Here is a 24,912-nt window from a genome sequence, read left to right on the forward strand (position 1 = left end):
CCGCTGGCCGGAACTTGTCAGTGGGTTCTGTCATGCTGTGCGGCTCCTCATTGGGGCGACGAACGGGCCGTCAGGCTCGCAGTCTCGACAGAGCACTGAGGATGAACGATGAATGACATGAACCTGCCGGTTCCGGAGCAGGACCCGACCGCCTCCCCTGCTACACCGAAGAGGTGGCGGTGGATCACCGCCGTGGTGGTGGCGGTAGTCGTCGGCGCCGCGCTCGGTACCGCAGTGGCCAAGGCCACCGAGCGAGACGTCCTTGCCGAGCGGACGGCGGCACTCGAGCAGCGTGAGGCCGAGGTGGCGCAGCGCGACACCGATACCGCGCAGAAGGAGGACTCCCTGTCGCTGCGATCCGACGGGCTCGATACCCGGCAGGCCGAACTCGACAAAATCTCCGCCGATCTGGGACGGCGTGAGCAGGCTCTGCTGCCCAAGGAGCAGGCAGCGGCACGGTCGAAGATCACCAAGGACGGGATCTACCTGGTGGGTAAGGACATCGAGCCGGGCACCTATCAGACATCGGCGGGAGCGGGTGCTACTGGCAACGCTCCAGTGGCACATCCGGCGACTTCGACGACATTCTCGCGAACGGAAACGAAAGCGGTCAGGCGATCGTCACGATCGCGGCCTCCGACGTCGCGTTCACCACAAACGCTGCGGCAGCTGGCAGCGGATGAGCTGACCAGGATCGATCCGAGCATCTTTGTCGGACCCTTCTGTCATTCTGTCCGGCTCACCTGCGAGCACGGACTTTCCGGACGGGAAGACCCGTCAACACTTGAACTCCAGGAGTAATGAATGCGGAAACCTCGTGAACACCACTGTTGCGGCGCTCGCTGTTGGCGGCCTCCTCCTTGCCGGGGCCAATGCTGCCTGGGCAGCGCCGGCCGCCGTGATCGACGGGGACGGCGTCTACCGTGTCGGCATCGACATCGAACCGGGGACGTATTACACCGGCGGCGGTGGGGACTACTGCTATTGGGAGCGGCAGTCCGGACTCAGCGGCGATTTCGACGAACTCATCGCGAATGACTTCATCGAGGACGGACCGGCCGCCGTGACGATCAAGTCCAGTGACGTCGGCTTCAGCACCGACGGGTGCGGCACCTGGGTGCGGCAGTCAGCTCCGGCTCCGGCTGCTCCGGCTCCGGCTCCGGCGTCTGTGCCCTGGTCACCGTTCGGCTCGTGACCACCACCCGCCGCCCCGACCTTCCGGTGCCGGGGGCGGCGTTCCGTCTTTCCTCCAGAGAAGAGAGCGTCATGGGGAACATGTACTTCGGCCCGAACCACGGGCAGATCAACATCATTCAGAACAACATCCACCAGGGGTATCGGCGGTCGCCGCGCCGCACCAGTCATCCGATCCTGACCGGCATCGCCGTCCTGTTCGCGATCGGATTGCTGATCAAGTTCTGGTGGGTGGTGCTGATGGTGCTCGCCATCTGGATCGGAGTGAAGGCGTTCCGGAAATGGCAGCACCGGCAAGCGCTGGCCGAGCAGGAACGGGCGCGGATCGCGGCCCGCGCCGACATGCAGAACCAGGCATTCCTCGCCGGTGATCCCTATGGAATCTACGGATATCCGCAGAACCCGCAGGGCCCCCTGTGACCGGTTGCTGTCGAGGCGCGACGACCGCCGGCAAACGCGACTCCACGAGCGGGGTCGCGGAGACCAGTGGTCTTACCGTCCACGCCAGGTAATTTCGACCGTACGCAGGAGCGCCGCTCCCCCGCCGGCACACGGAACGCTGGCCTCGAGCTGACAAGACCCCTCTACCCCTACTCCCTCAGGAGAGCCACATGGCCCTATCCGGACATACCGCCGCGGTTCGCGAGAACTATCTCCCCCTGCCCACCCGAGATGACGGCTATCGGCAGATCCTGCTGCTCGGGACCACCGGCGCCGGCAAGACCACCGTCGTTCGCCAACTGCTCGGCACCGATCCGGACAACGACCGATTCCCGTCCACTTCCACCGCGAAGACCACCGTGTCGGACACCGAGATCGTGCTCGCTCCCGGCCCCTTCCAGGCCGTCATCACGTTCTTTTCCCGCGACGAAGTCGTCCGCCACCTCGAAGAATGTGCGAGCCGTGCGGCAGTGTCGATCCTCAACGGGCTCGACCGCTCTCGGGTCCGCGAGCACCTCCTCGATCACGAGCAGCAACGGTTCCGCTTCAGCTATGTTCTGGGCCGGCGCCAGGAGCCCGCTTCCGATCAGGAGGAGGATGTGGTCGAGAACGACCCCTTCGATATCTTCGACGAGCCCGGCCCAGCATTGACCGATGCCGGATCCGAGACCTTCGGCGCCGACCCGCAAGCACTCCCCACGATCGACCTCGCCGAAACGGAGGCTGTCGTCGATCAAGCCATCGACACGCTGCAGACGCTTGTCGCAACACACAGCGATACTGCACGACGCGAACTCGGCGTTGACGGCGTCGACGAGGAAAAGGAACTGAAGGACCTGCTCGAGGAGGAGTTGGATCGTCTGCTCAGGGCAGATCCACGATTCGATCAGATCACCGATGCGCTGCTCCTCGAGATCGACAAGCGGTTTCGTGCGCTGTCGATCGGTCAGGTCGACCGGGGCGACAACGGCTGGCCGCTGAGCTGGACCTGGAAGAGCGACGACCGAACCGCGTTCCTGCGGGCCGTCAACCGCTTCTCCTCAAACTATGCGCCCCTGTTCGGGCACCTGCTCTCCCCTCTGGTGGACGGCATCCGCGTGGCCGGACCGTTCGCGCCCGCCTGGAACGATGGTGCAGTCCCCCCGCTGGTCCTCATCGACGGGGAAGGCCTCGGTCACACCCCGACGTCAGCGGCGGCCCTGTCGATGGCGGTGTCGGAACGCATCAACACCGTCGACGTGGTACTGCTGGTCGACAACGCCGCCCAACCGATGCAGGCCGCTCCCGCCGCCGCGATCCGGTCGATTCTCATCTCCGGCAACGTCGACAAGCTCGTGTTCTGCTTCACCCACTTCGACGAGGTCACCGGCGACAACCTCGCCACCCCGAGAGACCGGGCCGATCACGTGCGCGGCAGCGCCAACAACCTGCTGGCCGCCATCCGTACCGATCTCCATCAGCGGGACGAGCAGGCACTTCGCCGGCGACTCGACAACGCCACGGTCTACCTCTCACGCATCGACAAACCGCTCGACCCCAGCGACCGTGAAGGCCTCTTCACGATCAAGTCCTTCCGCAAGCTCCTCGACGTGATCGAGAAGACCGGCGAACGACCCGACCTGGGCCCGGCCCGGCCGATCTACCGTAAGGACGAGCTTCATCAGGCCGTCGTTGCTGCCGTCGAGAAGTTCCACCACCGCTGGGACGCGATCCTCGGACTGAAAACATCGCGTGCTGTCGCCCGGGAACATTGGACACGGATCAAGGCGCTCAACAAACGCTTCGCCGAGGCCAGTGACGATCAATACGACACCCTCCGGCCGTCGGCGGAGCTGCGGGAGTTCGTCAAGGAGGAGCTCTACCGTCAGCTCGAATCGCCGCGGGGCTGGAACGGCCACCGCCCGGACGACGCCGAACACACCGCCATCGTCAACCAACTCGCGCAGGGCGTGGCCCGCGGGCTGAACGCTCCGATCAGCGGACGGTTATCTACCGCGGCTCAGCCGGAGTGGGAACGCAGCTACGACCTGTACGGGTCCGGTTCCACCCGCCAGCGGGCGAACCATATCGCCCACGACATCTTCGATCGCTTCGTACCGGAAGCATCGAACGACAACAGCTTCGTATCCGACCTGCTCACGGTCGTCGAGGCAGCCGCCGCCGAAGTCGACGCCTCGCTCGAGTAGCCACAGTCGGCTCAGACCACGTCGAGGCCCGCACTGTCATCACGGCACAGCGGGCCTCGACAGGGCTCCCGCAGGCACACGCCGAAGGAAACACCATGCACGATGACGACGATCATTGGGAACGGCTTATTTTCGGAGCCGAGAAGTTCCAGCGGGACCTCGAAGTTCACGCCTTGAATTTGAAGTTCCATCACTCCGAGAGCGGGCACTGGCAGGACAAGGCCCACAAGATCCTGAGGTGGATCCTGTTATTCGCGATCCTCACCGTCAGCTTAATGATCCTTACGCTGCTCGAGCTCTTCATCGGGCATCAATCGAACTGGTGGTTGGTGGGGGAGGTTACTTCTGCTGTCTCATCTCCTGCGTTCTCGCATACGTGCACGGCCGCTGCATCAAGCGATCGAGGGCCGCGAGCGAGAGATTTCGGTCCCTCGAACCACCCGCGAGCCTTCGCCCTCTGATGGCGTCCATCGACGCCGAGATCGAAGCGGACGAGCGGGCCGCCGCCGCTGCGAAGAAGCGAGGTTGGCGATATGGACGTCGTCTATCTCAGTACGGCGAACGTCGTCAGCCTGGAAGGCTGGGACATGACTGACGTCCGGCGTACCTGAAAGATGCCCCCGAATGGCCGAAGCCGAAGCACGGCCTCGCACGCATGTAGACCGACTGAATGTCGGCTGCTCGAAGGACGTGTGGAGAACTCATACACTCAATTACTCTTCGGCTCAGTGTCATTCACGCGATATACATGCGCCTGATCATTCCTCTACATGCTGAGGGCCTCGTCTAAGTTATAGCGATGACCACGCGCAAGCGGATTGACCGCAAAAGACTGGATCAGCTGGCCGAAATCGGGGCCCGCCGGCGCGAGTTGCGAGCCGAACTTGCCAAAGTGGAGGCCGACATCGACCCGCTCCTGAAGGGAGTCTACCTCGAAGGGTGGTCGTGGGATCAGATTGCGGACGCTTCCGGACTGTCGTTACAGACGGTCTCCAACCGGCTCCGCAAGCAGGGTGTGATCAACGGCGAGCGCGACGACTCGGGCCCGTTCGACCAGTTCACCAAAGCCGACTTGCGGACCGAACGAGCGCAGAAGATTGCTTCCGAGCGGCGGAAGAAATGAGGCGGCCTTCGACATTGACGTCTCTACTGTCCCGCCAGCCGGCTCACACTCCTGCCGCAGGGCGCGCTGCGTCCAGGCCACCATCAGACCTGTCTGCCGATGACCTCTCAGCCGATTGGGCGGGTGACGAGTGTGTGGCACAGTGGGCGATCGGTCGTGGTTTCGGCGTCGCCGCGTTTCCCTTCGACCGCGATGGGTTGAAGCTGTTCAAGAGCGAGTATCCCGCCGATCGGTGCGGTCTCTATGTGTTCGAGTGCGTTAACCATGACGTGTATATCGGAATCGGCAAAGATGTGGCCGAACGACTGCCCCAACACCGCAAGAAGCACCCTGACGCCCTGACCTTCCGCTTCCTACCGCATCCCGGGAATGAAGCGGAACGTCGGACCATGGAGCGGCGGCTCGTCCGCGATGCCCAAACCGCCGGCCTGACCGTCCGCAACCGGGAACACGCCAGCGGGCATGTGGGGCCCTCGACGCTCGATGTCTTGATCAGCGAGCAGGAGCAGCAAGCATGGCTGCATGATCCAGCTGGGATCAATGCGCTCGACGAGTCCGCCCTGGTCGAACTCGGTCACAGTCAACTCGCCGCCCACGAAGGCGACTTCCAACGGCTCCGCCGGCACCCGCGCTACGCCGAGATCATCGAGGTCCTCAGCACATACGCCGCTTCCTGCATTCCGTTCCCACGCCGCACCGAGGCCACCTTTTGGACCGTGAGCTGTTTCCCCAGCTCCAACCGCACCCGAATCTTCTGCATCTCCATGGCTACGCTGGAGACCTTCTTCATCGCCGTCTCCGACAACGACCACAGTGAGATTCACGCCCGAATGTTCGTGGACAAACGTCACCTGCCCTCCGGCAAGTGGGGCCGTGTTCTCCTCGCCGCCCGCGGAACGATGTTCGACGACGACCATGGTCACAAGTCGGGCGGCGCCTTCGAGCAATGCCTGGCCGTCAACGACATCCGCGATCTGCGGTCGGTCCTGAAGTCGAAGCATGTCCGGGCAGCGGCGGCAGCATTCAATCTCGACCTGATGCGCAAACGACAGTCCGCCTACAAGCCGTCACACTGCCGCCAACTCGCTCAGGCCGCGCTCGACATCTCAAGCCCAGAGGCCACCTCCAGGCCGGGTACCACTCACCTCACGTGAAAAGTGCCCGTACGGAATGCGTCAGGCTCCCCAGTGCACTGAGGAGCCTGACGCGGAATCCCTCTGGAAGGAAGTGATTCACCTCGAAAAATACAAGCGGCCCCGTCGTCGCGTCAAATCGCGCGGAACCTCCCAGAAGGGCCCGAAAAGACAGGCCCCGCATGTAGATCGAACTGTGCATATCAGCTGAACCCGGACCGCGTGGTGAACGCGTGAGCGTTGGTCATTCCAACGAGACGAACACTTCGTCGTCACCGCTGAACGACGCTTCGACGATCCAATTGGCACCGGGGAGCTGCTCCGCGGGCACGGAGACACAGACGTTTCCGCGTGATGTTCCGCGCGGATACAACTCGCCGGTGTCGCGGAGGGCGTTCGGAATAACGCCGCAGGAATCGGCCGATGCGCTACCGAAGACGTTGTTCGATGAACCAAGGATCCGGAAGTTCAGATCAATCCACGGAGTGCCGGTCTCGGCACCGGTGTAGGTGGCCGACACATCCGCCATGACGAACTGACGGCCGGCGACCGGGGGTCGTTGAACTGGTTCTCTGCGAGGACCGCGTCCGTCGCGTCCCGGGTGGTGGAATGGATCGTGATGTCCCATCCCGGCAGGGTCAGTGCCTGGCCCGGGTGCAGCGGGTTCTCCCGGCTACCGGGAGCCGCTTCGGCGTCGGGTGCGGGTGCTTCCCCGGTGACAGTGGATGCCGAATCCCCGAGGTTGTCCAGCTTCTGATCCAACTCGTCGACGGCACCGAAAAAGATCGTCATCCCCCAGATTCCGAGTGCCACTGCCACGACTCCGAGTCCTGTGCCTGCGAGGGTCATGATCTTATTCGTCGCGAGCCTCTTCCGGACTCGACCAAATCCCAGCAGCCCGAACAGAACAGACAACAGCCCCAGGATGAGCGCGATGAACCCGGTCAGGGGAACCAGTCCGAAAACCACTCCGACGATGGCCAGAACGAGGGCGGTGACCCCGAAACCGTTGCGAACTGACGTGGAGGACGCATCGCGGGCGAGATCGGGGTACGACCGCGCCGAGAAGGTGGGGTTGCTGCTCTCGTTGGTCCTCGGGTCGAACCCACTCGGTGGCGGGGTAACCGTCCCCGGATGCGCAGGAAGCGGCTGGGTTGCTGCAGTCCATTGCTGCCCGTCCCACCAGCGAAGCTGGGGTTTGCCCTCCGGATCGGGATGCCAGCCCGGCTGGGGCGTCGGTGTCGTCATGCCGGTATCAAACCAGACGGCCCGAGCATGCCCTGCATCAGCATTTCGGGTAGCCGCACTTGACCTCACGAACCCGCGCAGCTGACCAGATGCCGCGTCAACGAACCCACCCGGCGCCCTATATCACTATTCAATTTCGACCGTTAGAGTCTTCTGGATGCAAAACCCAACCCACATACATCGAGCACGCCAGAGCCGGAAGCCTTCGCGTGGACGCTGACAGCGCCGACGCCGTCTCCGGTGGCGTCCAGACCGACGATCTCCTCACCCGAGCGGTGATCGAGGCCCTCAAGGCGGGCACGTCGTGGGCGCACATCGCCACGCAACTCGGGGTTCCGCCTCCAGTTGCCCGCGATCACCTCGCCGTGACCGATCGGGAGTGGCAGGAGGCAATCGTCGCTCACGAGAATGCCCGAGCAGCACGACTTCATGATCAGATCGGGACCCCGCGGTCGTAGACGAGGCACCGGCAGAGCCGTCGAATACCGCCCAATCGCCGGATTCCGGTTGAAACAGCAGATGATCTGGGCGTCAGAGCTCGTCGAGCGACACCAGCCCGTCCTGCAGCGCCCGGACCAGCAATCCGGACTTGTCGGCAACGGGACGCCCGACGGCGGCGTACTTCGCCCGGATCCTGGCCAGGTGGGTTTGGATCGTGCCCAAACTGATTCCCAGTTCGGAGGCGGCCACGTTCTTCGATTCGCTGCGCAGCCACAGACGAAGAATTTCCACCTCGCGCGGCGACAGTGCGGGCCGCCGCTGCGGCCCCATGACGGAGTCAGGCAGGGCCCCGGGACCGGAACTCATAGCGATCTCACCTTCTCGAGCTGCAATGACTACACCCGGTCGAGCTCTGCTCGTCCGGAGCCAGCACCCCGTAATACGATCGGTCCGCGACAACGAGCTCGTTGTTTCCGCGGTGAACAAACCGTATCTGAAGCCTGTTTTATCGGACCCTGTGGTTGCGGACGCACCTGACGGAGCTTGGTTCCGTCGGAAGCCTGCCAGAACCAGGAGTGGTTCTTCGGTGTGATGGTCCATCCGACCGAGGTTGAGGGTCAACGCATCAGTGCCGCCAGTGCCAGGAGCCGCCCCCGACTCGATGAGCCGTTAGACGTGGAATCCTGATCGCTTCCGGCTTGAGGTACCGCCTCCAACCCCAGACGGTCACGGCGTAGTGAGCGAACGAGACCGGCAGAAAGCAATCGTTGCCCACCAGAACATGCGCGGTACAAGTGCGTTTCAGTGCCCCGCGAGTCGGCTGTCGATCGACAGCCACGAAAATGTCAAGTCATTCAGACGAATGAATTTTCGATGCCGCTTCTCGATACCTGCTTCCCCACTGAGGAATTCGGCGATTGATGCCGTACATTGCATCGCGTGATCTCTCATTACTTGGCAGCGGCGAGCACACTTTGAGCACCTTGATGTCTTTGTCCTGCTCGTCGACCGTCAATGCCAGGCCGATGTTCTCGACGGTTGGTGCCAACTATCACATTTTCGGATTGCCGAATGTGCCGGACGGATGTACGCGCGAATCGTTTGCGGATGGCGAGGCCGCGTGCCAGCGCTAATCGCCGCAATCCTCGTCGGCGCGATCGTCTTACTCGCGATCTCGGTCGTTCTTCACATCTTGTTTTGGCCATTTATCTTCGCTCAGAACTACATCCTGCTTGAGCACGGCATTGACCGCTACTCGACCCCGGCGATCATTGTCGGCGTGGTCGCGCAGCTCATCTACATCGCTGCCGCTATCGGTGGAGTGTGGATCTCGACCAGTTGGAAGCCACCTACCGATCGAACAACGGGCAAGGTCGTTGGAGGAGGCGTGTTCCTTGTGGTGTGCGCCTTGATGTACGCATTCTTCTTCCCCTCTAACATGTCGCCACAACAACGCCTGGACATGTTCACGGAAAAGTGCACCGAGGAGGTCGAAGCCCAGCATCCGTCAGGGGACGGCCAGCCCCTCCGAGCCGATCTGATTGATCGGTGTGTAGGACGCAAAGTCGACGACATGTGACCTTCGCGAATGCCCCGTGCCACTGTGCAAACCCGCGATCGCCCGTTCGCCTCATGGTTGCGGGTCCTTCCCTCCGTCGACGAGGTCGCCGAAACCACGACGGCGAAGACTCCGGACAAGACCGGCCGACGGCGTGTGATCTCGAAGCCACTCAGCGATGGCTGCGGATTGCGTCTTGCGGTCGACTCTTCCCAGTTTCAGCTGGTTGAGTAGTACACCGGTAGTGCTGGGGGGTGGCATGGGCGATCCGATCGGCAGAAAGTTGCTGTCGTCGTAGAACCGCTCATTGATGTCCATGCGGATCGTCCGTTCGAGTCAGGGCTTCCGTCGGCCATTCAGGAGCCATCGTCAAGGATTCCGGCCAGTTCGGCCAGCAACTGGTCGGCGCGGTCTTCGGATGTCATCGAGCGTCCGATCGACCGTTCTTTCCGTCGGATCGCTGAATCCACATCAGGCTCGGTGAGTCCGACACGAGCGAAAACGCGTTGAGGCGCGGTTTCCCGGGAGACGGTGCGGGAAGAGGAATTCTCGTCACCAACCGCGCACAAACCGGAAGTAAGCCGCCATGGGGCGGGTGAGCGTGCCTATGGGCTCGTCGAGGCACCTAAGATGATTGCCGTTTTCCATAAGTTCCGACACCTCTTCCATTGATCCACGCAGATCAGACCGTTGAAAGTTGGGCATCTGAAGGGCCGCGGCCAGAGCCGAGATGAGAGTGGCAGCACTCACGGCGCTGTCATCGCCGCAGGTCCCGCCCTCGCCAACCCACCCAAAGAAGGGCGCCGACCGGACCTCCGCCGGTGAACAACTCCAATGACACGCCACGCGCCGAGAACGACGATCCTCGATCAAATGGCCAGGATAAGTGGCACACCGATCCGGCATTCCAGCAGCAACGGGTGGACAACTACCTGGTCCGATTGGACATCGGAGGTGTCACTTCACATGTCGGGGGGCAGCAAGTCGTCGATGATAGGTTCCCGTGGCTCAGGCCAGTCGCCGACCGACCTAGTCTAGATTGCTGCGGGACCAGGGTTTTCACAGGAAGGGCCGAGCCGGTGCAGTGGTGTGCAGACGAGTCATATGCCAGAGATCTGCTGGGCCGGCGATACGATCCGCACGTCGCGCCCATCAACCATTTCGTCGACATGTTGAGGCGAGTACACCCTGACCGGTTCATTCCGTACGTAGCCCCAACTTTCGGTGGCACAAACGCTCGTATGCTCGCCCTCTTCCAGGATCCGGGGCCGATGACGAACCCCCGGAATCCTCGCGGATCCGGAATGCTGTGCGTCGAGAACGCCGATGAGACCGCCGCGCGTCACAAGTCATTCCTCGCCGAATACAAGATCGACACGTGCGACATTCTCAGCTGGAACGCTTACCCCTGGTACGGGTCCAACTTGTACGGAAACAAGAAGGACCGCACTCGCGCGGATGAGCTGGCGGCAACACGAGCCCTATCTCAACTTCTGTCAATGCTGCCCAACCTTGAGGTTGTCATGCTGCACGGTGTCATCGCGAAGAAGGCATGGGCGCGACTCGACGAGTACACACCAGTCGAGGTCGGCGGGGCGCCTGAGGTCGAACCAGGATGGGTTCACACATCCAAAGTTCATCTAGTTCACTCATGGCATTTGAGCCCCCGAGTTGTCGATCCAGAGACCAAGACACCCGAACAGGTCGAACGGTTCACCCGCGAACTGCACGAGTCCTTCGCCGATGCCGCAGCCCATCTCCGTCGAGACCGCGACCCATGGGACCCATGGAGCCTGTCTCCTGACCAGCCACCTTTCTGAGCTGTTCACCAGCAACGCATTGCACAGACCGGATTGAACTCTGCACGACTCCGCAAAATAGGCGGCGCCCGGCCATCAACCGATTCCCGGTCTCGCTGAACGGGGCCGCCCTGCAACGGCGCCAGCTGCTCGCCGGGACCTCCCAGCAGATCGAACGGCGGGCCGATGCTTACTGGGGTCGAAGTTCTAGTTGGTTCGGGTGACGTCGAGCATCAGCGCATTCAGCTTCGGTACCGTCGTCTCCCCGCCCAGCGTCGTCGAGTACGTGTGCGAGCCAGAAACCTCGACATACATGGTCACGAAGTCCCCGGACACCACATTCACCAACAGCGGAACCGTCCCGGTGACCACGGTGTTGTGGTCGTACAGGAAGCTGTAATCCTGAGGCGCAGCCATCGTGTCAGCCCTGAACCGGTCCGGGCCCGTCACCGAGTCGAACTGGGTCACATACCCGTACACCACCAGCTTCCTGCCCTTGTTCGCATCTGGGTTCTTCATCACCAGGGCGAAATCCCGGTCGCCCAGCGTCTCGTACGTGGTCCGATCCCACTTCGCAGCCTCGATCGCCGCCAGCCGGGCCTTCTCTGCGTCAATTGCCGCCTGCCGCTTGGCCTGCTGCTCCTGCTGCTGCCGCCGAATCTCCTCCTGCTGCGCGTTGTTCGCCGCGATTTCCTCCGGGGTCATGGTCCGGGTGGCTATCGGGGTGAGGCGAGCCGTCGTCGAGTTCCGGGCGGCGTCCGCGGCCGAAGGCGAATCGTAGTCGTTCATCGTCGCGGCGACACCCAAGGTGACGATCAGCACGGCGAAGATGCCACCGACGATCCACGGCCAGTTCCGCTTTGGAGCATCAGGTTCACGAGGCGCCCACGGCGGCGTGAACGGCTTCTTCGGCGGCTTAGGTGGCTGACCTGCCGTGGGCTGCCCCAACTGGCCCGGTTGCGGCCCCTGAGGGCGCCGCTTCGGCTGCTGGGGGTAGTACGGATTCGACATGTGGGGCGTCTTTCTCGCGAGAAGGGTTAGTCCGGCTGCCTAGTACTCCACCGGGTCGGGCTGCCCTATCGCTGGTCAGCACGTCCGCAACGCGGCTGTCAATGATAATCCGGCAGGTCACCGACTCTCCCCTCGGTGACGACCAAGGTGGGTGTTGGTCACCGACACCGACCAGGGGCAGACGTCGAGTACTCCTTGCTGGTCATTCATGACATCGAACCAGGTCACGCAGCCGAATGGCCGACAAATACTGGGATCATCTCGAAGGAGATTTTCCTCTCAGGCTTGGGTGCAGGTCAGTGCGCCAGAGGGCAGATGGGCCGCTGTGAACGAGCAGAGGGTGCGCAGCGGTGGTAGTGGGTGAGCAGGACTGGACTAAGGGGTGTAGAGCTTAGCCACATCGGTGAAGTGCTGGCCGGCGTAGCCCACGCCGAGCCGGAGAGCCGTTCCAACCAATATCGGTGTCCGCACAAGACAACTTCACGGTCACCCGTTGTGCCGCCACCCAACCGGAAGAGCCAGCAGGAATCGGAACTCCACGGCGCTCACGAGGGACATTACTGTCCCAGAAACGTCCTACACCCGCAATCGAGCAGTTCAGCCTGAGACGGGTTTCTGAGACACATCACTGTTTGATAACTTTCAGCGCTGGATCCACCTCGTGAACCTCCTGCGCGTGCCGATTTACTCGATGCGACGCAGTCGCGCGATACCGGCCCCCGCCCGTGTCTCGCGGGTGGGGCGTTTTGTCGCCTTCGAACGCGTCGTCGCATAAGACGAAGTTCATTCATGCAGCGTATTGACAATGGGATCTAGTTGCGACCCAGTGGGTTTGCTCCATCCCGCCGCCTGCCATGTCGGATTCGTCTGATTCTATTCAGCGATGAGGAAGATGTTCGCCGCTGGCGCCGTATTGGGACTCCTGCCGTTGACTGGGTGCAACTCGAGCACGACCGCGGACACTGAAGCGGTGCCCGTGACATCAGCGACTGACGACGGGACGGCGCTCAACAAGCGGGGAGCCGTCGAGGTTGCTCTCGGTGAACCGGCAACGGTCCGCGGCCCGTCCGGTGCCCTCATTCTTGAGGTCACTGGTACCGCTCTATCGGCGAAGGGATGTCCTAACAACACCACCGACCGGACGCAGATCACCAAGCAAAAGCTGACGGCCACTGTCAGCATCGGGAACCAAACGTCCACAGAATGGCTGTGGCCCTCCGACTTTTACTACGTCGACGCCAGCGGGAAGGTCACCCGCAATCTGACCACATCAGACGCGACCCCGTGTCCAGGCGCGGGCAAGAACGCTTTCATCGACCTCCCCGCGAACTCGAGTGCAGACGGATTTGCGACCCTGGATATTCCGAATACCGCGACCGTAATCGGGTACCAGTCAGACCTGAGCGGAAGCGACGTGCAAATCGAGTGGAAGCTCCCTACTAGCTAGCGGCCAGCCACGGACCATTCGACCGGGTTCCTGTCCGCGGAGTGCTGGCGATTGGCGAGTTGGCTCCCCGCGGATTCTTGAGCGTGCCATTCCGCTTCTTGGGACCGGCACGAGACCGACATCTGCAATGCAAGCAATGCCATCATTGATTGCATTCGAATCGCCCTCACTGGGCACCCACCCACCACCGCGGTTGATGTGTCTCACGGGATCTGTGCTCAGAAACGGACAGTTCCGATACGTCCCACAGTGGGACAACTATCAGGCCCGTGTCCTACAGTGGGACACATGAATTCGGTAGAGCGCGCAGAGGCAGATTTGGCAGCATACGAATTGGCGGCGCGAGAGGCCGCTGCATGGGCGGAAGTTCGCGATCGACTATTAGTAGTAGCCGCGCATGCTTGCCGGGACGAGTTGGGCATGTCGGTTCGCGACGCGGCTGACGAGCTCCAGATATCGAAGAGCACGCTGGCGCGGACGGTTTGGAAGGACAACCGTGCGATCAGCAACGAGTTCGGCATGTCTGATCTCGCGCGTGAGCATCAGGATCAGGTGTGGATCAAGGTCGGGCTGGGCGGATGCGCGTCACCGGAGGCACAGTGCGCCGCGGGGCTGATTACCGAGTACGAGCGTGACACGATGCTCGATCAGATGCAGCGGGCGCGGATTTCGATCCCGACACAGATCCGCGAGGCGGTGTCGAAGTACCCGGGAATCAGCAACATCGAGTTGCCTCGGATGATCGTGATGGCGTACGCGCAGGGTCGCACTCCGGACCTTCGTCATCACGCGGAAGCTGCGGAATGCACGGTCGACGTAGACGGTCGGTGGTGGCCGGCCACCGGGCCCGAGGGAGCCTAGCAGGCGATCAGCCTACAGTCGAGCCCCCGACACCGGACCCCAAGGTGATCCACTCGCCGTTCCCCTCCGGTGTCTCACCGTCCGGTGCCCCAGTAACGGCCATTACTGAGGCACCGCCCCAGTGGAAACACCCACCATCGACTAAAAGCTTGCTTGAGACATCTGGCCCTGCCACGTCGAGATGATCGGCCCCGCGCCGCCCAATAGACCGGCATCTGCAGTGCAAGCAATACCAGCATTGATTGCATTCGAATCGCTTCCGCTTGCAGCTCCACCGCCGCGTCGATTGATGTGTTTCACGGAATCAGTGCGTCGAAACGAACGAATGAAAGAAGACACTGCCGCATAACTATGCAACGCCGTCGACGGGCGCGACGTCGACGGCGCGTGCTTCAACACCGGCGATGGCGTACCGGACGGCGGCGCTACGTCGAAAACGGGGCCTACATACTCGGGCGTGCTTGTCGGACTTGGTCCAGTCCCCGGACAAGCCTCGCATTGGGATCTTCTGTGGCCGCGGGATCCGCACACCACCGAGACACGGCGGATCTCACTTGATTGGGCGTTCTCGCATCTTCCGCATACGTAATGTGACCGGTGCGTGTGGAGTGATCGGTGTTCCCGCCTGAGGTATGAGTTCGGCGACCCGTGTGTCCGGCCCCGTTGGCCCCTCCACGGATGGGTGGCCTTGGACGCCGGAATCCAGAAGCCGACACATTGCCTCGGCTAGACCATGACCGACCACATCCGGCAGCACAACCGAGAGTCCTGACGAAATAGATAGCGCGACTTGGGTTCCCGGCTCCACTGCGTCTCCGGCCTCCGGGTCCTGCGCGACGACCATGCCGGCGGCCAGGGAGTTGTCCTGCTCCGTGATGGCGCCGACATCGAGATCCAGGTCGGTCAACGTCGCCCGTGCGGCGTCCAGATGGCGGCCCGTCAGCCGCGGAACCTTGATCGGCGTGGGCACCGGCAGCGGCCGCGGGCCCTCCGGCGCGGGCAGGTCCACCAGAGCCCGGCGCAACGAGATCGCTTCGTCGAACGTGAGTCCGAATCGCTCCACCTGCTCCGGCAGCGGTATCTCAAGCAGCGCCGCGCGCGTCGTCCGCGGCGCGTATCGCGACACCCGGCGGGCAAGATCCGCGGCGTCCCCGGACCAGTCGGCGACACGCGGATTGAGCTTCTTGTCAGTCCTACGAAGTGCCGTTCCGAGCACGTCGGCGATCAGCTGGGTATCGAGCAGGTCGACGGTGTTTCGCGGATAACGGTCAGGACTGTTGATCGACTGCACCATCTCCTGGTGGATGCTCGCCGACAAACGGTTGGCATCACGGATCGACAGCTCCGGCCGCACCCTACCGCCCTCCGAGAATCTTTCGACCAGCTTCTTCTCGTAAACAAGGCGGCCTTTGCTGGAAATGACAGTGCCTAGTGGTGGTTCCTGTTCACAGCTACATACCGAGCGGCCAGTGAGAAAGAGATGATCGGTGTACCTTTCGGCGTCCGGCGCTTTCTCTATCAGATGGATGGTTGCTGCGAGATCGACCGAAGCGGGCGACTCGGAGTCTCGGGTAACACCGGCTTGGGTTCTCGACGTGATCTCGGCGTTGAGGGTCACCTGTTCCGGTTGCACATCCCACTCCAGGTACACCTCGCCCTGTTCGTTGTAGCTTTCTATCTTGTAGCCCTTCCCGTCGAAGGTCGTGTCGACCTCGTAGCCGGGAACCGACTCCGGGGGAAACTTCACAGTCGCCTTTTGGACTGTGGTGTATTCAAAGTTAAGGCCGTCAATCCTGGTGCGCTCGGTGACCCCCGGGCCGAAGTCGTCGGCTCCCAAGGTCAGCGTGCCGGGTCGCCGGTCGGGGGTCCGGGTCGGGATCCGGCTCAGGTGAGCCGTTTCGAGGTACGCCTCGACGCAGAACCGCTTTTGATCGGCGGGCCGCGCGACGATGAGCATGAAGTCCTGAATGCCTTCGATCTGGCGTGGACCGTTGACGAAGGTGTTCACCGATTGGTTCATGTGCGGCCGGGGCTGGATGAAGAACGCTGCCCGGTTCGTGCCGACGTGGTAGCTGTTGAGCAGCTGATACATGTGGCTCATCTGTGTCGTGTGCGACAGCGTCTCGCGGCTCTCCCGCGCTGCATCGGTTGTTCGAACATTTTCCGTCCTGCGCTCGGAGAGGTCCGTCGTCGTCGATTCCACACCGCCCGATAGCCCGACGCCCAAGACCTCCGCAGTGGCGCCGACTGATACCTCGTCCCTCACCTCGTGGGACTGCAGCGTCGTCTGGCCTCTTCTGACGTTCACATCGTCGAGTGACCTGGACATGACTTCACCGGTGTCGGTCACCTGCTCGTACATCTCGCGCTTCTTCGGATCGAAATCGACGAAGTATGGATAGTCTTTGAACTCGATGTCACCGGGTTCCGGCGGTGCAACAACAACTTCGAGCATCGCCCCGTAACACGGGTAGGACAAGGTCAAAGCGGCTCCAAGAAACTGACCGAAGTCTGTACCCAAGTTCGCCTCCACCCAGCCGGACCGAGAGACCCGATCCCGAATCTGGATCTCGTCCCCATACGGCTGGTAGCCGGTGACCGAGCAGGACACCTTCAGGTAGCTGATGATGACGCCGTCGATCCCCTGGTCATCGGCTGGGGGTTCGTATTCGAACACCGTGACCGACGACCGCCATCGGAGCGGATGGGTCCGGTCGCAGGCGACCCGGTCCATCATGTCCGGGCTGAACGCGATGCGTCGCCACGGTATGTCTATTGGGATTGAAGAGCTTGCGATCGCCATTAGTGCCCCCTACCCGTTAATCATTGCGAGGCTCGGTCCCTGGTCCACGCTGCTTGCCGTCTAGGCGTAGATCACCCTTCTAGACTCCCACCTCGGCCTGATCGAATGGAGGTTTATGTGCAGAATCGAATGCGTTCGGTGTCTGCCCTGCGCGGTCGGAGTGCTGTTCGTCGTCGCTGGCCGCTTTGACGGCCTTGCGTCACGCGAACGCTAGGGTTTGGCACCTTTTGGTGAGTGGACAGTGACGGCTGGAGCGTTAGGGGTGGCGAGCGAGTTCGGGTCGCGTGGACTTGCCCAGGGGTGGACACCGGATCCTTCCGTGCCCCAGTTCTGTACCTCGCGCGTCAGCGCGGCCGCGGTGAGGCCGGTCGCGGTGAGGGTGCCGAGGACGGCGTGCCGGAAGGCCTCCTCGCGGTACATGTAGCGGCCGAGCCAACGATTGAGATCCTTCGGCATTTCCAGCAGGTTGAACCCCGCGTTGCGGAACGGCTCGGCCCACTCCGGTAACGGCTGGCGATTTGCACTGTGGGCGATGAATATGTGGCTCAGGTCCTTGCCCGCGGCACCGCCCTGCAGTTTCCAATATTCCCTACTTTTGCTCTTGAACAGTCGATTCTCCCGAAACCACCGTTTGACCGCCAGCGTCTGCCTCCCCGTCTGAGCCCTGAGGACGAGGGGCACCTCGGAGCCGAATGCTTGCCAGCTTCCCCGGAGGGCGAGGCGCATGCCTTCGGCAGTCTCGCGCACCGCGACCTCGGCGCTGTTCCACACAGTCACCGGAATGATCCGCTTGATGGCTGGGCCTGCTACGCGGAGGACGCCGCCGGTGGCCATGTCGGTCCCAAGCGTGCGCAGGCTCGGTGCGTCCTCCAGTTCAGGGAACAACCAATGAAACCCGGTCCGCGAGATTGTCCAATAGGCTCCTGATTCGGCTGATGCTATGGCGAAGCCCTGCCAACTCAGCCAGCCGAATCCGCCTGCCGCGGAACCGCCCGCGGAGGTGCCCCCGAACCCCAATGTGACCGCGGCACCTGCCGCGATCCCACCGAGGGCACTGAGCCACCCGATCCCGGCACCAACGACGGTGTAGCCGAAAGGCTTCAGTATCCCCGCACCCTCGTAGTCCTCGGGGTGTTCCACGGCGTCGTAGGCCGAGTAGCCCGCACCGAACACGGCGCCGAGAATGATCGGCACCGCGATGACGGCCGGGATCAACTCACCGGTGGGGTCGAGAAGGTCGACCGGGTCTCCGCCGGCGACCGCATACGGGTCCGCCGAGTTGATGGCGCCCCGCGGATCCCGTTGCAGAAACCGCGCTGTTACCGGGTCGTAGACGCGCCCGCGCATGTCGTACAGGACCGAACCTGTGATCAGGGTGTGACCCGCCCACGTCGGTGGCACATTGGGAGAAGGTTGGGGTGTGGTCCCGTCCGGGCCGAGCACGCGGGTGGCACCGAAGGCGCCGTAGTCGTATCGGGTCTGTACCGCGCCAGCGGCATCGGTGACACAAATGAGGCAGGAGTGGGCGTCGGCATGTCCGAAATGGTCGGTGCCGTCGCTGACCAGCACGATCGGATCACCGGATGGTCCAAAGACGGTTTGCCGCCGTGGGATGCCGGCCCGATCACTTTCGGCGACGGCTACACCACCGAAATACGCTGTCCGACGAACTGTGGGGCCACTTGTGCGCTCCACAACTCGTCCGAGCGGGTCGTATGCCTGCCGGAAGATGACCGACCCACCGGCGCTGACCTGTACGAGACGGCCCGCGGCGTCGTAGCGGTAGTCGAATCTCGGGTCGCGGGTGCGACGCCCGTCTGCGTCGTGCACCACCGGGGCGACCACGATGCCGGCCGGTGTGGTGCGCTCGATCGAACTGGGTGCGTGGTCGGCGTCCAGGGTAAAACGTTCGATGATCAGGCCTGCGGCGGCAGGGGTGCGGGTTTCGTCGATCGCGCCGGCGGCGTTGGCCGTCCAGTTCGTCTCTTCGCCCGGCTGCCCCACAAGGTCCGCGATCCGTGCGAGCTGCTCTGCTGGGCTGGGAGTCGGGCCTGTCGCCACTCCGGCAATCCCGCGGCGTTCCATGGATACCTGGCCGGTTACGTCGTGGTCGTAGACCCGATTGCCGTGTGACACGTCGTCGGTGAGCCGCGCGCGCCGGCGGCCGGTGGCGTCGTGGAGGTAGTGCACGTCGGCGAGAGCGGTTCCATCGGCAGCCAAGTGCCGAACGTCGGTGGTGCGCAGCACGGTGTCGTGGTGCAGCGAAGTTGCGGTTCCGTTGGCCAACTCCCGTCGGTTCAGCTGTTCGCCGCGCGCGAAGCCGTACCGTGCCAGGACCGCACCTGGCGGGTACGTCGTCAATGCGGCGTCTCCGGTCCTCTCCCGCCGGATCTCGGTCACGCGACCGAGCGGGTCCAACAGGTGCCGGTCCACACGCCCGTCGGGGTACCGGAGATCAACATGCCCTGCGGCGTCGTCGTGTTGTGCGTGGGTCCTCCCGCCGGGACCGTCCTCTTCGACCAGCCGGCCCTGCTCGTCCCACCCGAGACCGAGGACCGTGGCCCCTTGCGTCATTCGGACTGGGCGCCCGGCACCGTCCCGGTGGATGGTCAGGTCGTCCAGGCTGTCGAAGCCGGGTGCGGCGGTCCACCGCGCTCTTGTGATCAGACCGTCCGCTCCTCGATCGAAGGACACCGAGCATCCGCTGGGCGCGGTCTCGGCCTTCACCTCGCCGACCTCGTCGAAATCTCGCACGTCCACACGGCCACTCGGCCGGATCCGACGTGACCACCGGTCGTCTATCGTCCAATCCCACCGCGTCACGGCACCGGCCGGATCCGTGTACGAGGTGACCCGTCCACCGCTGTCGCGTGTCCACCGGTGCGCAATCGGATCGTCTGCGCCCAGCGCGGTCCCGATGAGGTCACCGACTGCGTCGTACTGCAGCGAACACGATGACCCGGAGGGATCCACCGAGCCGGTCAGCAGATCCCTGTCGTCGTAGGCGAACGTGGTCGTTCCCGCATCGTCGCGCTTGCTAGCGAGGCGGCGCCGAGGATCCCAGGTTTCCTCCACCCGGTGCGTGCCGGCCGTGTCTGCCGCCACCAAGGCCACGGGTAGCCCGCGCACGTCGTACTCGCATGTCACCCGGTCCCCGACCGCGTCGATCGTCTCACGCAGCCGGCCGACGGAGTCGTAGTTGTACCGGGTGGACGCGCCCCGTTCGTCGATGGTCTCGACTACGAGCTCGTCGCTGTCGTGTCGGAAGACGGTCACTCGCGTTCCGACTTCTCGGCGGACGAGGCGCCCTCTTTCGTCCCATGATTGTCGAACATCGAGCAGGCTGGCGCTGGTCCCGGAACCGGTGTCTCCGGTGATCGTGATGCGAGTCAGCGCATCGTCCTCGGCGTATTCGTAGTTCGTTCGGGTACGCGTATCGGCGTTGCCGGGGCTGTCGACCCACCGCAGTCGTCCCCAGCCGTCGTACGAGAAATTCACCTTCCGCGCCGCCCCGTCGGTTGATTCGACGACTCGGCCACCCCGGTCGAACCGCTGTCGAACGTTTCGAGTCTCGCCGCTCAGTTCGATCCGCTCGTCGAGCACAAGGTGCCGTTCGTCGTAACGCACCGTGAGCAGGCGGCCGACGGGGTCGGTGACACGGAGCGGGAAGCCCTCACCGTCACGAACGAAGCACCATCGACGCGGCATCGTCGTGTTCGCGGCGTACGTCGTCTCGACTAGCTGGCCCACCACGTCGAACACGAAGGTCTGGTTGATTGTCGATTCACCGGCCAACAGGTCTTGGCATTGTCCCGCCGGCGTCTCGACCGCAGCGATTTGCCCGTCAGGGCCGTAGCGGTAGGTGATGTCTCCGGTAGACCCGTCGACCGGCGGCCGACGGGTGCGCAGCACCCGCCCCAGCGCATCGAATTCGTGCTCGAACTGGGCCCCCGACCCATCTGTGACGGTGACGACGTTGCCCCAGGCGTCGTAGGTGTAGTGCTCGCGCTCTAGCTCCGGGTCGGCCCCGGAAGCTCGCTCGATGAGTAGCCCCGCCGCAGGGCCCGTAGTGCCGTACGAGAGTCGGGTGCCGCGTCCGACTGCGGAGGTGTGCTCTGTTACGAATCCCTCTGGGCTGTAGGTGAAGTGCTCGATCGCGGTCTGCGCAGTCCCGTCCGGCAGGGTAGCCACCGGGTGCTCTACAGTCATCAGCGCACCGACTCCCCGGGGGTCGGTGTCGGTGTCGTACGTCAGCCGGGTCACGTGCCCTGCTTCGTTCGTCATGGTCGCCAGTTGGTGGTTCCGCGGCTCGTAGGTGCATCGCATCACGGTGCGTGAGGGTGCGATCGCGGTCGGTGGGGCAATCAGGGAGATCGTGAGCACGTTGCCCGTCGCTCGCGGGTCTTGGTTTCCGCTGTCGTACGTCATGCCGACCCCCAGGCCGTCGGGTTCCCACCGGGACACAACGTTGCCCTGCTCGTCGTAGCGCCAAGTATGTGCCAGCACCCGCATCGATCCGTCGCGCACGAGCCGGAAACGATGGTCGAGGAGATCTCCGAACGAATTGAAGGTGTAGACGTGGAGCACCCCCGGGTCGATCACTTCGACTCGTCGAGCGGGTGCATCGACCAACTCGGCAGCCAGCGGCACATCCTGTAACAACGTCGCGGCGTACAGCGCCTCCCAGACCCCGTAAACCTGGCGGACCACTCGACCGAAGTCGAGGGATCCGGGATCACTGCCGTATTCGTTTTCCACGGTGCAGCGGCCGACCGAATCTATGACTCGTATCAGGCCGTGCAGCAGGGCAGGGTGTGTGCGAAACCGGTCGTATTCGAAGCGTGTGGTCATCCCGTCGGGCGAGTCTGGGGTCGGTGGTGTGGTCACTGCGGCGAGGTGTTCGATGTCCACGTCGTGGGTGTAGCGCCACGTTCGCCCGGTGTGGTCTGCGAGCGCCTCGAGTAGACCGCAGTCGCCGTATTCGAATCGAAGGAATCTGCCGTCTTTGTCAGCCACGCGGGCGAGCCGGCCCTCCGCGTCGTAGAGCAGGTCGTGTCCATTGCCGAAGCGATCTTCGACCCGGACAAGCGGAAAGCGTTCAGTCAGCGGGAATCCGGGCGGTCGGGCAAGAACCCGGGTAATTCCGCTGATGTCTCTCAGACGGTACTGCCGGTCCGTTGGCCCGACGCCGTCGACGCGTTCCAGTCGCTGCCGGACTCCCCTCGGGGCCCCGTAACTGCCGTCCGGCCGCCGCGGAAAGACGTTTTCATTGAGATCACCCGTCCACACCGCCAGACCGCCGTCGGCCAGCTCACGGCCGTACACGTCATAGTTGTGATCCCAGTTCCAGCCCCACGGCCCGAACCACGGCTCGCCGCTACGGTAGACGCGGTCCAACCGCAAATCCATCCCGCCCGCGCTCGGGAGGACGACATCAGTAAAGCGTGCTTCGAACTGGCCGGTCGCGACCAGTACCGGTTCGGCTACCTGAACACCACCCTGTCGATCCGGCTGGCCGAACGACGGGTGCGGCTGGTGACGGGGTGGGCGGTTGCGTTTCACATCTTCCACTGCCTCGTCAATCTCCTCGGTCGCCGTTCCGGCGGCCTCCAGAGCGTCGGCGACGGCGTAGTCGGGAAGCGGGTTCGACGGGTCGAGGTACTGCTGGGTAAGCGGTCGCGGATCGGGCTCCGCCGGCGCAGGTTGAGGTTCGCCGGTGTCAACCGGTGGTGACGGGGCGCCCAACGAGTCTGCGCTGTCGCCACCGGGCGGGGGCGTCGCGGCAGGCACTTCGCCGAGCGGTCGCGCAAGCGGACTGTCACACATCGCGTCAAAAGTCACTAGCCAGGTTCCAGGGTGAATGGCTGAGGGAATCTGGCAGATGATTTTGGGGCCATCCGGCGGCGGCATCGTTGCAACCTTTCAGAATTCGACGCGGAGAGCCACTCTGTGAAGCTGAAGCTGGCTCGGTCCTACGAAAGGTCGGGGAGCCGTTAAGCGCGCGATCGCCATTGGCAGCCCTTCCTTCAAATCATGGGGCACGGTCCCAGCTCAACCGATCCTGCTGTTGCATAAACCGCCTACCCCAGACTCCCACCCGGGGCTCATCCGAACACCGGTATCACTCGAATTCCAACTCGACACGCGGCCAGCAATGACAATGAAGTACCCGGGTTCGATGCCGACATCACCATGGACGATCGCGGCCGTCCGTGACGGCGAACCTCCCTGGCCGATGCCCTCGTCGACGCCCTCACCAACCGCCCCGGAACCGACCGCGCACCCCACGGGGGCTGTTTACCGCGGTAGACACCTGACAAATCGGACACATTCCGCTTGATTCATGTCTTCCGAAACTGGCAAACGGATTGACTGGTGGACGACCCCGACGGGCTGTTGGGCCGATGTGGCCTTCGGTGCGCGCGACAAGGCTGCCGTGTCTCGTCCGTCGGTGTCTCAGAATCGGCCGTTTATGAAACTGACGCTCAAGGTTCGGAACTGAAGCTTCCCGCCGGAGACGCTCAACAGACGACTCGAAATTACGTGCGAGATAGCGGCTTAGGCAGGGAATAGCGGTAGGCGCCGTCGCACGTTCCCACTAGCCATGCCATCATCTGATATGACACCGTCGGAAGCCCATAATGAATGCAGAGAAGCGGGATTCAAGAGTCCGATCGCATCTAAGACCGTTATCTCGTCGGCGATTGTTCGCGCCATCTCTTTAACGGCTGGCTCAACGTATTCGCGGATGCCCGGAGTTGTGAACAATCGGGCACAGGCCTCGCAATTGCCACCCACCTCACTCTTTGGAGGGATTTCCACTCCCCACCTGTTCCCTATCCATTCGATGATATTATAGGGGCCCCGCAAGTAGATCCAGTTCAGCAGCGAATTCTGCATTCCACGTTCGATTGCGCTCCGTAGGTTCTCTGGCCGAAAGTTGCTGTCGAGGACGAGTTGCTCCGTATCTGGAATAACACCACAACACGCAAGTAACTTGTTTTTAGCACTCAGAGTCGGGCCTGTTAACACGAATGGGCACGGACCGACAGTGCGTTGGGGCCGAAGGCCTGCCTCCTGGAGCTGCTCAACCGCACGCCCTGTGAGGTTGAGCGGAGTTTCCGCATGCCGAAGCTGCTCCTCTCCTTCAATACCCAGCTCGGCTCGCACTCGCTCGGTGGTCCATTTGCTGTTCGCGGCCTGAACGGTCGAAATTCCGACGTCAAGGCCAAGCCTCTTTGCGCCCGTCCAGGCGTTTCGAACATTCGCGAAGTCGACGAATTTCTCATGGAAGTCGTCCCATGAGACACTTAGTTCATCCAACCCTGCATCTACAAGGGGTCGGAGACGTTTCTCGCAAGATCTATCTGATTTTGCCCAGTACGCCGAGGTAACTATCCGTGTTTTAGCTCCCTTCCCTGAGGCGCGTCGAACCAAATTCACGAGTGCGTCTCCGAGCAAGAAAGGCTCCCCGCCGGTAAATGCGATTAATCGGATTCCCTCAGGAATCTCATCAATTGTAGCTGCGATGTGATCGAAATGGAGTCGATCACGGTTTTGCGGGCTCGATGAGAAGCAACAATGGGCACAGGAAAGAGGACATGTGTAAGTGACATGGATTGCAAAGCTGAGAAGTGGTACTTTCGCCATTGTCTTGCTTTCTGCAT

At 62.9% G+C, this 24,912-nt stretch carries 21 protein-coding genes and 2 pseudogenes; 13 read left to right on the top strand and 10 right to left on the bottom strand.

What is annotated here, in order from left to right:
* Positions 1-108 precede the first annotated feature (108 nt).
* The 4 genes from BLV94_RS00005 to BLV94_RS00020 all read left to right on the top strand — a co-directional run bounded on the left by BLV94_RS00005 (position 109) and on the right by BLV94_RS00020 (position 3,821).
* A complete protein-coding gene (locus BLV94_RS00005; RefSeq protein ID WP_143051268.1) occupies positions 109-801 on the top strand; it encodes an Rv1352/Rv1906c domain-containing protein in 693 nt (230 codons plus the stop codon).
* Positions 802-817: 16 nt separating this feature from the next.
* Positions 818-1,195, top strand: coding sequence for an Rv1352/Rv1906c domain-containing protein (locus BLV94_RS00010; RefSeq protein ID WP_074933418.1), 378 nt, complete (start codon positions 818-820; stop codon positions 1,193-1,195).
* Positions 1,192-1,614 (top strand): hypothetical protein, encoded by a 423-nt coding sequence (locus tag BLV94_RS00015; protein WP_143051269.1) that lies wholly within the window; start codon positions 1,192-1,194, stop codon positions 1,612-1,614. Before BLV94_RS00010 ends, BLV94_RS00015 begins: the two co-directional genes overlap by 4 nt.
* A gap of 191 nt (positions 1,615-1,805) precedes the next feature.
* Complete coding sequence (locus BLV94_RS00020) at positions 1,806-3,821, top strand: hypothetical protein (RefSeq protein WP_072948816.1); 2,016 nt, start codon at positions 1,806-1,808, stop codon at positions 3,819-3,821.
* 11 nt (positions 3,822-3,832) lie between these two features.
* Here BLV94_RS00020 and BLV94_RS49165 read toward each other — a convergent pair whose 3' ends face one another.
* On the bottom strand, positions 3,833-3,991 hold the full coding sequence (locus BLV94_RS49165) for a hypothetical protein (RefSeq protein WP_167372082.1): 159 nt from the start codon (positions 3,989-3,991) through the stop codon (positions 3,833-3,835).
* A gap of 629 nt (positions 3,992-4,620) precedes the next feature.
* Between BLV94_RS49165 and BLV94_RS00030 the strand changes: the two genes are divergently transcribed.
* Together BLV94_RS00030 and BLV94_RS00035 are read left to right on the top strand one after the other, a co-directional pair.
* Positions 4,621-4,944, top strand: a complete 324-nt coding sequence (locus BLV94_RS00030; protein WP_072948819.1) for a hypothetical protein — start codon at positions 4,621-4,623, stop codon at positions 4,942-4,944.
* A complete protein-coding gene (locus BLV94_RS00035) occupies positions 4,941-6,098 on the top strand; it encodes a hypothetical protein (RefSeq protein WP_167372083.1) in 1,158 nt (385 codons plus the stop codon). The genes BLV94_RS00030 and BLV94_RS00035 overlap by 4 nt, the downstream gene beginning before the upstream one ends.
* Positions 6,099-6,321: 223 nt before the next feature.
* On the opposite strand, the gene BLV94_RS00040 is transcribed toward BLV94_RS00035, so the two are convergent.
* Positions 6,322-6,597, bottom strand: a complete 276-nt coding sequence (locus tag BLV94_RS00040) for a hypothetical protein (RefSeq protein WP_074933424.1) — start codon at positions 6,595-6,597, stop codon at positions 6,322-6,324.
* Positions 6,546-7,325, bottom strand: coding sequence for a DUF2510 domain-containing protein (locus tag BLV94_RS49845; RefSeq protein ID WP_074933427.1), 780 nt, complete (start codon positions 7,323-7,325; stop codon positions 6,546-6,548). The genes BLV94_RS00040 and BLV94_RS49845 overlap by 52 nt, the downstream gene beginning before the upstream one ends.
* Before the next feature lie 209 nt (positions 7,326-7,534).
* Between BLV94_RS49845 and BLV94_RS00050 the strand changes: the two genes are divergently transcribed.
* Complete coding sequence (locus BLV94_RS00050; protein WP_072948825.1) at positions 7,535-7,783, top strand: hypothetical protein; 249 nt, start codon at positions 7,535-7,537, stop codon at positions 7,781-7,783.
* 73 nt (positions 7,784-7,856) lie between these two features.
* Here BLV94_RS00050 and BLV94_RS00055 read toward each other — a convergent pair whose 3' ends face one another.
* Together BLV94_RS00055 and BLV94_RS48225 are read right to left on the bottom strand one after the other, a co-directional pair.
* Positions 7,857-8,132: a response regulator transcription factor gene (locus BLV94_RS00055; protein ID WP_072948827.1), complete on the bottom strand. Its 276-nt coding sequence runs from the start codon at positions 8,130-8,132 to the stop codon at positions 7,857-7,859.
* Positions 8,133-8,616: 484 nt separating this feature from the next.
* Positions 8,617-8,814: a hypothetical protein gene (locus tag BLV94_RS48225; RefSeq protein ID WP_143051273.1), complete on the bottom strand. Its 198-nt coding sequence runs from the start codon at positions 8,812-8,814 to the stop codon at positions 8,617-8,619.
* A gap of 72 nt (positions 8,815-8,886) precedes the next feature.
* Between BLV94_RS48225 and BLV94_RS00060 the strand changes: the two genes are divergently transcribed.
* A complete protein-coding gene (locus BLV94_RS00060) occupies positions 8,887-9,345 on the top strand; it encodes a hypothetical protein (protein ID WP_072948829.1) in 459 nt (152 codons plus the stop codon).
* Positions 9,346-9,396: 51 nt separating this feature from the next.
* Here BLV94_RS00060 and BLV94_RS00065 read toward each other — a convergent pair whose 3' ends face one another.
* A complete protein-coding gene (locus BLV94_RS00065) occupies positions 9,397-9,642 on the bottom strand; it encodes a hypothetical protein (RefSeq protein ID WP_072948830.1) in 246 nt (81 codons plus the stop codon).
* A 923-nt stretch (positions 9,643-10,565) separates the two neighbouring features.
* Between BLV94_RS00065 and BLV94_RS00070 the strand changes: the two genes are divergently transcribed.
* Entirely contained in the window at positions 10,566-11,144 is a 579-nt protein-coding gene (locus BLV94_RS00070) for a uracil-DNA glycosylase (RefSeq protein WP_072948832.1), read from the top strand.
* A gap of 186 nt (positions 11,145-11,330) precedes the next feature.
* Here the strand turns inward: BLV94_RS00070 and BLV94_RS00075 are convergent, their stop codons facing one another.
* Complete coding sequence (locus tag BLV94_RS00075) at positions 11,331-12,134, bottom strand: hypothetical protein (RefSeq protein ID WP_143051274.1); 804 nt, start codon at positions 12,132-12,134, stop codon at positions 11,331-11,333.
* Positions 12,135-13,017: 883 nt separating this feature from the next.
* Between BLV94_RS00075 and BLV94_RS00080 the strand changes: the two genes are divergently transcribed.
* From BLV94_RS00080 to BLV94_RS50140, 3 genes and pseudogenes are all read left to right on the top strand, one after another.
* A complete protein-coding gene (locus tag BLV94_RS00080) occupies positions 13,018-13,581 on the top strand; it encodes a hypothetical protein (RefSeq protein ID WP_072948836.1) in 564 nt (187 codons plus the stop codon).
* A gap of 288 nt (positions 13,582-13,869) precedes the next feature.
* A pseudogene (locus tag BLV94_RS51925) lies at positions 13,870-14,049 on the top strand (hypothetical protein); the annotation flags it as partial.
* Between the two features lie 51 nt (positions 14,050-14,100).
* Positions 14,101-14,442 (top strand): hypothetical protein, encoded by a 342-nt coding sequence (locus BLV94_RS50140; protein ID WP_244163387.1) that lies wholly within the window; start codon positions 14,101-14,103, stop codon positions 14,440-14,442.
* 550 nt (positions 14,443-14,992) lie between these two features.
* On the opposite strand, the gene BLV94_RS00090 is transcribed toward BLV94_RS50140, so the two are convergent.
* The gene (locus BLV94_RS00090; protein WP_083395389.1) at positions 14,993-17,245 is read right to left on the bottom strand and encodes a PASTA domain-containing protein; all 2,253 of its coding nucleotides are present in this window, start codon (positions 17,243-17,245) and stop codon (positions 14,993-14,995) included.
* Between the two features lie 210 nt (positions 17,246-17,455).
* Positions 17,456-23,071 carry an RHS repeat-associated core domain-containing protein gene (locus BLV94_RS00100; protein WP_167372084.1) on the bottom strand — a complete coding sequence of 1,872 codons (5,616 nt, stop codon included), beginning with the start codon at positions 23,069-23,071 and terminating at the stop codon, positions 17,456-17,458.
* 1,299 nt (positions 23,072-24,370) lie between these two features.
* Between BLV94_RS00100 and BLV94_RS50145 the strand changes: the two genes are divergently transcribed.
* Entirely contained in the window at positions 24,371-24,550 is a 180-nt protein-coding gene (locus tag BLV94_RS50145; RefSeq protein WP_244163388.1) for a hypothetical protein, read from the top strand.
* 18 nt (positions 24,551-24,568) lie between these two features.
* Here BLV94_RS50145 and BLV94_RS51930 read toward each other — a convergent pair.
* Positions 24,569-24,895: pseudogene (locus BLV94_RS51930) on the bottom strand (radical SAM protein); the annotation flags it as partial.
* Positions 24,896-24,912 lie beyond the last annotated feature (17 nt).

The organism is Rhodococcus koreensis (assembly GCF_900105905.1).
Lineage (GTDB): Bacteria > Actinomycetota > Actinomycetes > Mycobacteriales > Mycobacteriaceae > Rhodococcus_F > Rhodococcus_F koreensis.